Raw genomic sequence first — 12007 nt, 5'->3', positions numbered from 1 at the left:
ATGGCGGTCAAGGCAGCAAAAGTCAGCGTTTATGCCTGGGAAGGCACGGACCGCAAAGGCAGCAAAGTCAGCGGCGAGTTGAGTGGGCAGAATCCCGCACTGATCAAGGCGCAGCTGCGCAAACAGGGGATCAACCCGGGCAAGGTGCGCAAGAAATCCGCCTCCCTGCTGAGCTTCGGCCAACGCATCAAGCCGCAGGACATCGCCTTGTTCACCCGGCAGATGGCGACCATGATGAAGGCCGGCGTGCCGCTGTTGCAGTCCTTCGACATCATCGGCGAGGGCTTCGAAAACCCGGCCATGCGCAAACTCGTCGACGAGGTCAAACAGGAGGTCGCCGCCGGTAACAGCTTCGCCACGTCATTGCGCAAAAAACCGCAATACTTCGACGAGTTGTACTGCAATCTGGTCGACGCCGGCGAGCAGTCTGGCGCCCTCGATACCTTGCTCGAACGCGTCGCGACCTATAAGGAAAAAAGCGAAGCGCTCAAGGCCAAGATCAAGAAGGCGATGACTTACCCTACTGCCGTGGTGCTGGTAGCGGCGGTGGTGACCGGCATTCTGCTGGTCAAAGTGGTACCGCAGTTCCAGTCGGTGTTTTCCGGGTTCGGCGCCGAATTGCCGGGCTTCACTCTGATGATCATCAGCCTGTCGGAGTTCATGCAGCAGTGGTGGTGGGCGATTCTCTTTGCCCTGGTGGCGGCGTTTTTCGGCACTCGCCACGCGCTGAAGACTTCGCAGGCCCTGCGCGACCGGCGCGATGCCTGGCTGCTGAAGCTGCCGCTGGTGGGCACCTTGATGTACAAGTCCGCCGTTGCGCGTTTTGCCCGCACCCTGTCGACGACATTCGCGGCCGGTGTGCCGTTGGTGGAAGCGCTCGATTCGGTCGCCGGCGCCACCGGCAATGTGGTGTTCAAGCGTGCGGTGCTGCGGGTCCGGCAGGATGTGTCGACCGGCATGCAGCTGAATTTCTCGATGCGTAGCACCGGTGTATTCCCCAACATGGCTGTACAAATGACCGCCATCGGCGAGGAGTCCGGGGCACTGGATGACATGCTCGACAAGGTTGCCAGTTTCTATGAGGCCGAAGTCGATAACATGGTCGACAACCTCACCAGCCTGATGGAGCCGTTCATCATGGTGGTGCTGGGGGTCATCGTCGGTGGACTGGTGGTGGCCATGTACCTGCCGATCTTCCAACTCGGCTCAGCGATCTGACATGCCTATCGACGAACTGTTTGCCGTGTCCCCGCTGGCCTTTGTGCTCACCGCGCTGCTGCTTGGTCTGGTGGTCGGCAGCTTCCTCAACGTGGTGGTCTGGCGTCTGCCGAAAATGCTCGAGCGCGACTGGCGCCAGCAGGCCCATGATGTGCTCGGCCTGCCCATTGAAACACCTGCGCCGACCTACAACCTGATGCTGCCGCATTCCGCGTGCCCGCATTGCGGACACCGGATCCGCCCTTGGGAAAATATTCCGCTGCTCAGTTATCTGGTGCTGCGCGGCTGCTGCTCGGCCTGCTCGGCACCGATCAGCAGACGTTACCCGCTGACCGAGCTGGCCTGCGGCCTGCTCTCGGCCTTCATCGCCTGGCACCTTGGCTTCGGCTGGCCGGCGGGTCTGCTGATCTTGCTGACGTGGGGCTTGCTGGCGATGAGCCTGATCGACTGCGAGCATCAACTGCTGCCCGATGTGCTGGTGCTGCCGTTGCTGTGGCTGGGGCTGATCGTCAACAGCTTCGGCGTATTCGTGCCGTTGTCCGACGCGCTGTGGGGCGCGGTCGCGGGTTATCTGGCGCTGTGGTCGGTGTTCTGGCTGTTCAAGTTACTCACCGGCAAGGACGGCATCGGCCATGGCGATTTCAAGCTGCTGGCCTTGCTCGGTGCATGGGGTGGCTGGCAGGTTCTGCCGCTGACCATTCTGTTGTCATCGCTGGTGGGGGCGATTTTGGGCGTCGTCATGCTGCGTCTGCGCGCCCAGGAAACCTCGACGCCGATCCCGTTCGGGCCCTTTCTGGCAATTGCCGGCTGGATTGCCTTGCTCTGGGGTGGTCAAATAACCGACTTCTATTGGCAGTCTGTCGGTTTGAAATGAATACCCCTGTGGAAAAACCCTGGATTCTCGGCCTGACCGGCGGCATCGGCAGCGGCAAAAGCGCGGCGGCCCAGCACTTCATCGACCTCGGTGTGCATGTGGTGGATGCCGATCACGCCGCGCGCTGGGTGGTCGAGCCGGGACGTCCGGCGCTGGCGAAGATCGCCGAACATTTCGGCCCCAGCGTGCTGCAGGCCGACGGTACACTCGACCGTGCCGCTCTGCGCAAACTGATCTTCGAAGACCCTGAACAACGGCGTTGGCTCGAAGCGCTGCTGCACCCGTTGATCGGCGAAGAAATCGCTCATCATCTGGCGCAGGCAAAATCGCCTTACGCGATTCTGGTTTCACCGTTGCTGATCGAGTCCGGGCAATACGCGATGACCCAACGTATCCTGGTCATCGATGCGCCACAGCAACTGCAGATCGAACGCACCCTGCAGCGAGACCAGACCAGCGAACAACAAGTGCAAGCGATCCTCAAGGCGCAATCGAGCCGTGAAGACCGCGTGAGCCGTGCCGACGACGTGATCGTCAACGACCGCGACCTCGCCTGGCTGCACAGCGAGGTCGAGCGTCTGCATCACTTTTATCTGACTTTATCCGGAGGCCAAGCATGAGCCAGATCCCAACCGTTGAATGCCCAACCTGCGGGGCCCCCGTCGAATTCACCCCGGCGAACAAATTCCGTCCGTTCTGCTCTGATCGCTGCAAACTGATCGACCTCGGCGCCTGGGCCTCGGAAGAGCACAAGATTCCGGTCGCCCCTGACGCCGAAGACGAGTTGTTTTCCGGCGATTTCGATCCGCGTCACTGATCGCTGATCGGGGTCGCATAAGCCCGCGAGCATGGCGGTTCGATGTGGATCAAGACTTCGGATCGTCATCCTTCCATGGTGCCGAGAGGTAGCGGGTGCGGTTGAAGGTCTCCAGCCACTCCGGGCAGAACACCACCAACGCACTGACCACCATGCCGTTGATGAAAGCTTCGGGAAACAGCAGCAGCCACAGGTAGCCGACGAAATCTTCCAGCCACTCCGGCATGGCGAACAGGCCGTCGTACCACAGCAGCGTCAGGCTCAGGATCAGGCACAACAGGCCCGACAACGCGGCGGCAAAGAAGCCGGAACAGAAGATGTAAACGAACGGGTTTCGTGGCTGCGCGCGCTCGACAAGGATCGCCACGCATTCGGTGATCAATACCGGTAACAGGATCAGCAACGCGCCATTGATGCCGACCGCAGCCAGATCCTGACGGCCCACCAACACCAGACCGATCTGCGCGACCAGCCCGCCGACGATCGCCAGCGGCCAATCGAGCAGCAGCGTCACCGCCGTCATGCCGATGAAGTGATAGGACACCCCGGTATCGAAATCCCTGCGCACCAGCCACAGCAGAAACAGCGCGAACACCGTGCCGAACAGCAAGTGCTGACGGCGACTGTCGCTGAACAGTTCGACCCACGGCGCGCGCATGATCGCCCAGAGCAGCACCGGCAGATAAATCAGCCAGCCGAGCGTCAGGCTTGCCGTTGAAAGCAGTTCGGCACCGATCATGATTCCCTCACCTGCTACTCGACACGCTTTTTGTAGGAGCTGCCGAAGGCTGCGATCTTTTGATCTTGTTTATAAAAGCAAAAGATCGCAGCCTTCGGCAGCTCCTACAAGGGCGCAATCGCACGACGTTTATATCTGGGCCAATGCAAAGCTATCTGCCTGTCGCATTTGGACGCTAAGCTTGGGCTTATGGATGATTCAGATTATTTACGCCTGCTGACCATCGCGGCCGAGCAAGCCAACGCGTTCCTGTCCAATGCCCGCAAATGGGAGCGTGAGCGTTGGGTCTGCCAGCGCCTGCTGCAAGGCTTGAACATCCCCTACCGTGCCGACGAATTCGCGCCGGCCGGTGAACCGCCGGACGTGCTGTTCCGCGATGCCAACTTCGAAGTTTTTTTCGTCCTCGACGAAGGCCGTCGCCTCAACGATGAATGGCGCGATGAATTGCAGCGCCGACGCAGCGCGTTTTCCCTGAGCCAACTGGTGCGCCGCGAAGCCAAGCCGAAACGCATCCCGGCCAATGAATTTCTCCTGCGTCTGGCGCCGACCCTGCGCAAGAAGGCGCACAACTACAAGGAACGCGGCATGGATCTGGGTGAACTGGACATCATCGCCTTCGCCAGCCTCAAACGCGAAGTGCTGGACCTCAACAGTCATTTCCCGCCACCGACCGAATACCTGCGCCAGGGCTGGCGCTCGCTGTCACTGGTCGGCCCGACGTTCGCCAGGGTGCTGTTCGCCCACCCCGACGCACCGGACTTTCTGCGCAGCAACCTTGGCCGCAGCATCGTCTTCGACGTGGGCATCAGTCTGTGACGCCGCTGCAGCAGTTGATCGCCGAAGTACCGCAAACAGGTCGGGTGCGCTGGATCGGCGTGCGTCCGGCGTCGCGTGGGCCGATGCTTGAGCTCGACGCGGTCGAGGCGCGACTGGAAGCCGGACTCACCGGCGACCACGCCAGACCGGGCGTGCGCAACGCGCGTCAGGTGACGCTGATTCAATGGGAACACCTGGCGGTGATCAACGCCTTGATGGGCCGTCCCGACGATCAACCGATCGGGCCTGAAGATATGCGGCGCAATCTCGTTATAAGCGGAATCAATTTGTTTAGCCTGAAGGGGCGGCGCTTTCGCATCGGGCAGGCGATACTCGAAACCACTGGCTGGTGTCAGCCCTGCGCACGTTTGCAGAACAATCTCGGTCCGGGCACTTTTCAAGCCGTGCGCGGGCATGGCGGGATCACCGCCCGAGTGTTACAAAGCGGCATCATTCGCCTCGACGATGAAGTACGCGTCGAACCGGTTCCGGACAGCGGCTATGCGCCGTTCCACCCCGGCTGACACCGCTGTAGCTTCTGCTCATTCAGTAACGTCTACCTGACGAGGCAAATATGACCAGCCGCCTGAACCCCGAAGACCAAAAGCATGTCGAAGAGTACCTGCAACTGTCCCAACACCGTGTCGAGCGCCGGCCTTTCCGGCCGTGGATGCTCCTGGTGCTGGTACTGGCGGTGACCATTGGTCTGGGCCTGTTGAGCCGATTTATCAGTTACCTGACGTTATGAGCTGCCTTGCGCTCCCTCGGGTAACCGCACCGATTTCCTTTAAAAACCTTGCGAGTTATCCCTATGTCCCATCGTATTGTCATTGTCGGCGGCGGCGCCGGCGGTCTGGAGTTGGCTACCCGTCTGGGTAAGACTCTGGGCAAACGCGGCACGGCCAGCGTCATGCTGGTCGACGCGAACCTGACCCACATCTGGAAACCGCTGCTGCACGAAGTCGCTGCCGGTTCCCTGAACTCTTCCGAAGACGAACTCAACTATGTCGCCCAGGCGAAATGGAACCACTTCGAGTTCCAGCTCGGGCGCATGAGCGGGCTCGATCGCGCGCAGAAGAAAATCCAGCTGGCCGCCACCTACGACGAAAACGGCGTCGAGCTGGTGCCGGCGCGTGAAGTGGCTTACGACTCGCTGGTAATCAGCGTCGGCAGCACCACCAACGATTTCGGCACCCAGGGTGCGGCGCAGCACTGCCTGTTCCTCGATACGCGCAAACAGGCCGAGCGCTTCCATCAGCAATTGCTCAATCACTATCTGCGCGCCCACGCCGGGCAGACCGATGTGGTCGAGCAGATCAGCGTGGCCATCGTCGGCGCCGGCGCCACAGGCGTGGAACTGGCGGCCGAGCTGCACAACGCCGCCCATGAACTGGCGGCGTATGGTCTGGACCGGATCAAACCTGAAAACATGCACATCACGCTGATCGAAGCCGGCCCGCGAGTGCTGCCTGCCCTGCCAGAGCGCATCAGCGGGCCGGTACACAAGACCCTGGAGAAGCTCGGGGTCAATGTGATGACCAACGCCGCGGTCAGCGAAGTCACCGCCGACAGCCTGATCACCGCCGATGGCAACGAGATCAAGGCCAGCCTGAAAGTCTGGGCCGCCGGTATTCGCGCACCGGGTTTCCTCAAGGACATCGACGGTCTGGAAACCAACCGCATCAATCAGCTGCAAGTACTGCCAACCCTGCAAACCACCCGCGACGAAAACATCTTTGCCTTCGGTGACTGCGCGGCCTGCCCGCAGCCGGGCACCGATCGCAACGTCCCGCCGCGTGCACAAGCTGCGCACCAGCAGGCGTCGCTGCTGGCCAAGTCGCTGAAACTGCGCATCGAAGGCAAGACCCTGCCGGAGTACAAGTACACCGACTACGGCTCGCTGATTTCGCTGTCGCGTTTTTCTGCTGTGGGTAACCTGATGGGCAACCTGACCGGCAGCGTCATGCTTGAAGGCTGGCTGGCGCGGATGTTCTACGTGTCGCTGTACCGCATGCACCAGATGGCGCTTTACGGCCCGTTCCGCACGGCGATGCTGATGCTGGGCAGCAAGATTGGCCGTGGTACCGAGCCGCGTCTGAAACTGCACTAAAGCGCAAACCTGTGGGAGCGAGCTTGCTCGCGAAAGCGGTGGGTCAGTCAAGACTGTCGTTGAATGATCCGGCCCCTTCGCGAGCAGGCTCGCTCCCACATTGTCTTGTGTTGTGCGCAATTCAGCAGACAACCACGATATATGTAGGAGTGAGCCTGCTCGCGATGGCGATCTATCCTTCACTCATGCAATGCCTGAACCACCGCTATCGCGAGCAGGCTCACTCCTACAATTGATCTCTGTTCATCAGAGCTGGAAGCGTCGCACCATGCCTTGCAGGGCATTGGCCAGTTGCGACAGCTCATGGCTCGACGCGCTGGTCTGATCGGCTCCTGCGGCCGAACGCACCGACAAATCACGAATATTCACCAGATTGCGATCCACCTCCCGCGCCACCTGCGCCTGTTCTTCAGCGGCGCTGGCGATGACTAGGTTGCGCTCGTGAATCTCGTGCACCGAAGCTGTGATGGTGACCAGCGCCTCACCCGCCCGCTCAGCCAGGACCAGCGTGCTCGCCGCACGGGAAGCGCTGGCCTGCATTGAATCCAGCGCCAGGCTCGAGCCGCTGCGCATGCCTTGCACCATTTGCTCGATTTCCTGCGTCGATTGCTGGGTCCGATACGCCAGTGCGCGCACCTCATCGGCCACTACCGCAAAACCTCGACCGCTTTCACCCGCGCGTGCCGCTTCAATGGCCGCGTTGAGCGCCAGCAGATTGGTCTGCTCGGCGATGGCGCGAATCACGTCCAGAACCTTACCGATGTCTTGCGACTGATTGGCCAGCGACTGCACCAATTCGCCGGTGTTCTGCACATCACTGGCCAAGGCGCTGATAGCGCTGGCGGTTTCGCTGACGCGCTCCTGGCCCAACTGCGCCGACTGACTGGATTGACGCGTGGCATCGGACGTCGACACCGCGTTGCGCGCGACCTCCTCCACCGCAGCGGTCATCTGATTGACCGCCGTGGCGGCTTGTTCGATTTCGTTGTTCTGCTGCTGCAGGCCTTGGGTGCTGTCGACGGTGACGGCGCTCAGTTCGTCAGCGGCGGTGGCCAACTGCGTGGCAGAGCCGCTGATGCCTTGCAGGGTCTCGCGCAGGTTTTGCTGCATCGTCGCCAGGGCCTTGAGCAAGCGGCTGACTTCATCGTTGCCATGGGTTTCGATGGGGCGGGTCAGATCGCCCTGCGCGACGCTTTCCGCGGCGCTTACGGCGCTGCTCAGCGGGCGCACGATACTGCGTGTGAGCAACATCGCCAATGCCACCGTGGCCAGTGCTGCCAGGGCGATGAACAGGGTTACGATTGTCCGCGAGGTTTCGTAATGCGCGGCGGACTTCTCGCTTTCAGCCGCGACCTGCCGAGCGAACAGATCGGCCAGATCGTTGAGTTGCTTGCCGGAGCCGTCGACCACGGTCTTCATGTCGACCAGCAGCAATTTGGTCAGCTCGTCACGCTTGCCTTGCTCGGCGAGAGTGAATGACTGGGCAATGCCGGTGCGATAGGCGGCGAAGGTTTTCTTGAACTGGTCATACAGCTGCTGACCCTCGGCAGTGTCGACCAGTTTGTCGTAGGCGGCGATCTTCTCGCTCAGCTCCTTGTCGCGGGTGTCCATCTGGCCGCGATAGGTGGCGATGTTGGCCGGATCCTGATCGAGCGCCATGCGCAGGGAAATGGTGCGGATGCGCAGCATCAGTTCGCGGATCTCGTCGCCGCCACGAATACTTGGCAACCAGCGGTTCTCCACCGCTACCTCACTGTCGCGAATGCTCGACATCTGCCCCAGCGCAAACACGCCGAGCAAGGCCACCAACACCGCGATCAGGGCAAATCCCAGGGCAGCCCGGGGAGCAATATTCAACTGACGAAGCAACATGACGAACGCCCTTATTCTTGTAATGGCCAGATTCAAGGGGCGAAGCGTTGGCAGTCCCCTCGTGTTAGCGGGCTATCGGCAGGTTGTATGACGACTTGAAGGGATTCGCCTTTCGGCAGGCAAAAAAAATCCCCGTATCTTTCGATACGAGGATTTTCAATATGGTCGGGGTAAGGGGATTCGAACTCCTGACATCCTGCTCCCAAAGCAGGCGCGCTACCGGACTGCGCTATACCCCGGTAAAAAAAAGGCGACCTTTCAAAGATCGCCTTCTTCGATCAGCGCTTTTGGCCTCTGATCTTAAGATTCGATCCCAGCGCTAACTGGTTTCAAAAATGGTGGGTCGTGTGGGATTCGAACCTACGACCAATTGGTTAAAAGCCAACTGCTCTACCAACTGAGCTAACGACCCAAATATGGTCGGGGTAAGGGGATTCGAACTCCTGACATCCTGCTCCCAAAGCAGGCGCGCTACCGGACTGCGCTATACCCCGATTTGAAATTGGCTCCGTGACCAGGACTCGAACCTGGGACCCAATGATTAACAGTCATTTGCTCTACCGACTGAGCTATCACGGAACTACATATTTCAAGTTACAACGGTGAAGCCTTGCTGCTTCTCGCCACCCGTTCGCATCGCTGCGTTCGTGTGTCTGAGGCGCGCTATTCTACAACCTAGAACACCTCTGTCAACCCCCTAAATTGCTTTCAAGTTAATGATTTGCAACTTATTTCAGATTCCAACCCGGTGGGTTGAAACGCTGCCGGTGACTGACTGCGGGGCGCACTTTACAAGCCTTTTCCTTTGAGTTCAACAGCCTGGCGAAAAAAAGGCCTCGCAATGCGAGGCCTTCCCGGTTTCATTGCCGCTGAGGCTTAGCCGAAAACGATTTCGTCGTTCTCGACCTTGCCAGTGGCGGTGTCGCCCGGCATGAAATGCCCCGACAGGATCAACTGCGCCAGCGGGTTTTCGATCCAGCGCTGGATCGCCCGTTTCAAAGGACGCGCGCCATACACCGGGTCGTAACCGACGGCGATCAGCTTGTCCATCGCCTCCGGACTCAGCTCCAGCTTCAGCTCGCGCTCGGCCAGGCGACTGCGCAGACGACCCAACTGGATCTCGGTAATCCCGGCGATCTGGTCGCGTGCCAGCGGCTCGAAGATCACCACTTCGTCGACGCGGTTGATGAACTCCGGCCGGAAGTGCGACGTCAGCGCGTCCATCACCGCGGCACGCTGCGCTTCACGATCACCGACCAGCTCCTGGATCTGCATCGAGCCGAGGTTGGACGTCATCACGATCACCGTGTTGCGGAAGTCCACCGTACGCCCGTGACTGTCGGTCAAACGGCCATCCTCGAGCACTTGCAGGAGGATGTTGAACACATCCGGATGCGCCTTCTCGACTTCATCCATGAGGATCACCGAATACGGCTTGCGACGCACCGCTTCGGTCAGATAACCGCCCTCTTCATAGCCGACGTAGCCCGGTGGCGCACCGATCAGACGAGCCACGGAATGTTTCTCCATGAACTCGGACATGTCGATCCGCACCATCGCCTCTTCCGTGTCGAAGAGGAATTCGGCCAGCGCCTTGCACAGCTCGGTTTTACCGACACCGGTCGGGCCGAGGAACATGAACGAGCCGCTCGGACGATTCGGGTCGGACAACCCGGCGCGGGAACGCCGCACGGCGTTGGCCACGGCCACGACCGCCTCTTCCTGACCGATTACCCGTTTGTGCAACAGGCTTTCCATCTTCATCAGCTTGTCGCGCTCGCCTTCGAGCATTTTCGACACAGGGATGCCGGTCCACTTCGACACGACTTCGGCGATCTCTTCCTCGGTCACCTTGCTGCGCAGCAACTGGTTTTCGCTCTTGCCGTGCTGGTCGACCATCTGCAGGCTGCGCTCCAGATCCGGGATCACCCCGTACTGCAACTCGGCCATGCGGTTCAGGTCGCCTTTGCGGCGCGCCGCTTCCAGTTCCTGACGCGACTGTTCGATCTTCTGTTGAATCTGCGCAGAGCCCTGCACCTCGGCTTTTTCCGAATTCCAGATTTCCTCCAGATCGGAATACTCACGCTCGTGACGCTCGATTTCTTCCTGGAGTTTTTCCAGACGTTTCTTCGCCGCGTCGTCGCTTTCTTTCTTCAGTGCCTGGGATTCCACTTTCAGCTGAATCAGGCGTCGCTCGAGACGATCGAGTACTTCCGGTTTGGAGTCGATCTCCATGCGGATGCGGCTGGCGGCTTCGTCGATCAGGTCGATGGCCTTGTCCGGCAACTGCCGGTCAGTGATGTAGCGATGGCTGAGCTTGGCCGCGGCGATGATCGCGCCGTCAGTGATCGCCACCTTGTGGTGAACCTCGTAACGTTCCTTGAGGCCGCGCAGAATGGCGATGGTGTCTTCTTCGCTTGGCTCGTCCACCAGGACTTTCTGGAAACGCCGCTCGAGCGCCGCGTCCTTCTCTATATATTGGCGGTACTCGTTGAGCGTGGTCGCGCCGACGCAGTGCAACTCGCCACGGGCCAGCGCGGGTTTGAGCATGTTACCGGCGTCCATCGAGCCTTCGCCTTTACCGGCGCCGACCATAGTGTGCAGTTCGTCGATGAACAGAATGATCTGCCCTTCCTGCTTCGACAGTTCGTTGAGCAGGCCTTTGAGGCGCTCTTCGAACTCACCGCGATACTTGGCACCGGCGATCAGTGCGCCCATGTCCAGCGACAGCAGGCGTTTGCCCTTGAGGCCGTCCGGCACTTCGCCATTGATGATGCGCTGGGCCAGACCTTCAGCGATCGCGGTTTTACCCACGCCAGGTTCACCGATGAGGACCGGGTTGTTCTTGGTACGGCGTTGCAGAACCTGAATGGTCCGACGGATTTCGTCGTCACGGCCGATCACCGGATCGAGCTTGCCGTCCTCGGCGCGCTTGGTCAGGTCGACGGTGTACTTGTCCAGCGCCTGCCGCGACTCTTCGTGGTTGGCGTCATTCACCGCTTCGCCGCCACGCAAGTTATTGATCGCGTTTTCCAGGGCTTTCTTGCTCACGCCCTGGCCGAGCAGCAACTTGCCGAGCTTGCTGTTCTCGTCCATCGCGGCGAGCAGCACCAGTTCGCTGGAGATGAACTGGTCGCCTTTCTGCTGGGCCAGACGGTCAGCCTGATTGAGCAGGCGCGCCAGATCCTGCGACATATTCACGTCGCCGGTCGGGTTCTGGATTTTCGGTAATTGGTCGAGCTCTTTGGTCAGCTCTTTACGCAAGCTGTTGACGTCGAAGCCTACTTGCATCAGCAGCGGCTTGATCGAACCGCCCTGCTGTTCAAGCATGGCCTGCATCAAGTGCGCCGGCTCGATGGCCGGATGATCGTGGCCAACCGCCAACGACTGGGCGTCGGACAGGGCCAACTGCAATTTGCTGGTTAAACGGTCTATACGCATGGGTCACCTTCCTTTTGAGCAGGCCGGACCTAAGAAACCATCCTGAATAAAGAAACCTGCCAGATACCACTGTAGATGCGGTCGATTCTGGGAGATTCAAGCGTCGGAGAGTTGATGCAG

General features: G+C 60.2%; 11 protein-coding genes, 4 tRNA genes and 1 pseudogene. 8 read left to right on the top strand and 8 right to left on the bottom strand.

Going from position 1 to position 12007, the window contains the following annotated elements; translation table 11 throughout:
* From AEQ63_RS16520 to yacG, 4 genes are read left to right on the top strand one after another with little or no spacing between them, the layout of a single operon-like run.
* Positions 1-1218, top strand: a complete 1218-nt coding sequence (locus tag AEQ63_RS16520) for a type II secretion system F family protein (RefSeq protein WP_064364125.1) — start codon at positions 1-3, stop codon at positions 1216-1218.
* A gap of 1 nt (position 1219) precedes the next feature.
* Positions 1220-2092 (top strand): prepilin peptidase, encoded by an 873-nt coding sequence (locus AEQ63_RS16515; protein WP_064364124.1) that lies wholly within the window; start codon positions 1220-1222, stop codon positions 2090-2092.
* A complete protein-coding gene (gene coaE / locus AEQ63_RS16510; protein WP_042610481.1) occupies positions 2089-2712 on the top strand; it encodes a dephospho-CoA kinase in 624 nt (207 codons plus the stop codon). The genes AEQ63_RS16515 and coaE overlap by 4 nt, the downstream gene beginning before the upstream one ends.
* Positions 2709-2909: a DNA gyrase inhibitor YacG gene (yacG, locus tag AEQ63_RS16505; RefSeq protein WP_016773149.1), complete on the top strand. Its 201-nt coding sequence runs from the start codon at positions 2709-2711 to the stop codon at positions 2907-2909. Before coaE ends, yacG begins: the two co-directional genes overlap by 4 nt.
* Before the next feature lie 49 nt (positions 2910-2958).
* Here the strand turns inward: yacG and AEQ63_RS16500 are convergent, their stop codons facing one another.
* Positions 2959-3648, bottom strand: coding sequence for an energy-coupling factor ABC transporter permease (locus AEQ63_RS16500; RefSeq protein WP_064364123.1), 690 nt, complete (start codon positions 3646-3648; stop codon positions 2959-2961).
* Between the two features lie 189 nt (positions 3649-3837).
* Here AEQ63_RS16500 and AEQ63_RS16495 point away from each other — a divergent pair, with 189 nt between their 5' ends.
* The 4 genes from AEQ63_RS16495 (at position 3838) to AEQ63_RS16480 (ending at position 6574) form a co-directional block, all read left to right on the top strand.
* Positions 3838-4464: a DUF1780 domain-containing protein gene (locus tag AEQ63_RS16495; RefSeq protein ID WP_007909887.1), complete on the top strand. Its 627-nt coding sequence runs from the start codon at positions 3838-3840 to the stop codon at positions 4462-4464.
* Positions 4461-4988: an MOSC domain-containing protein gene (locus tag AEQ63_RS16490; protein ID WP_064364122.1), complete on the top strand. Its 528-nt coding sequence runs from the start codon at positions 4461-4463 to the stop codon at positions 4986-4988. The genes AEQ63_RS16495 and AEQ63_RS16490 overlap by 4 nt, the downstream gene beginning before the upstream one ends.
* 50 nt (positions 4989-5038) lie before the next feature.
* A complete protein-coding gene (locus AEQ63_RS16485) occupies positions 5039-5212 on the top strand; it encodes a DUF3094 domain-containing protein (protein ID WP_007909875.1) in 174 nt (57 codons plus the stop codon).
* Between the two features lie 63 nt (positions 5213-5275).
* Positions 5276-6574 (top strand): NAD(P)/FAD-dependent oxidoreductase, encoded by a 1299-nt coding sequence (locus AEQ63_RS16480; protein ID WP_016773144.1) that lies wholly within the window; start codon positions 5276-5278, stop codon positions 6572-6574.
* Between the two features lie 246 nt (positions 6575-6820).
* Here AEQ63_RS16480 and AEQ63_RS29320 read toward each other — a convergent pair whose 3' ends face one another.
* From AEQ63_RS29320 to clpB, 7 genes and pseudogenes are all read right to left on the bottom strand, one after another.
* Entirely contained in the window at positions 6821-7684 is an 864-nt protein-coding gene (locus AEQ63_RS29320) for a methyl-accepting chemotaxis protein (protein WP_442965715.1), read from the bottom strand.
* Positions 7676-8446: pseudogene (locus AEQ63_RS29315) on the bottom strand (MCP four helix bundle domain-containing protein); the annotation flags it as partial. The pseudogene AEQ63_RS29315 and the gene AEQ63_RS29320, both read right to left, overlap by 9 nt.
* Before the next feature lie 162 nt (positions 8447-8608).
* Positions 8609-8685: transfer RNA gene (locus AEQ63_RS16470), tRNA-Pro, on the bottom strand.
* 97 nt (positions 8686-8782) lie between these two features.
* Positions 8783-8858, bottom strand: a tRNA-Lys gene (locus AEQ63_RS16465).
* 5 nt (positions 8859-8863) lie between these two features.
* A tRNA-Pro gene (locus AEQ63_RS16460) sits at positions 8864-8940 on the bottom strand.
* A 9-nt stretch (positions 8941-8949) separates the two neighbouring features.
* Positions 8950-9025 (bottom strand) — tRNA-Asn (locus tag AEQ63_RS16455).
* A gap of 297 nt (positions 9026-9322) precedes the next feature.
* A complete protein-coding gene (clpB, locus tag AEQ63_RS16450) occupies positions 9323-11887 on the bottom strand; it encodes an ATP-dependent chaperone ClpB (protein ID WP_016773142.1) in 2565 nt (854 codons plus the stop codon).
* Positions 11888-12007 lie beyond the last annotated feature (120 nt).

The sequence above is a fragment of the Pseudomonas sp. RIT-PI-o genome (genome assembly GCF_001297215.1).
GTDB lineage: Bacteria > Pseudomonadota > Gammaproteobacteria > Pseudomonadales > Pseudomonadaceae > Aquipseudomonas > Aquipseudomonas moraviensis_A.
This window is presented reverse-complemented; position numbering and strand designations above follow the sequence as displayed.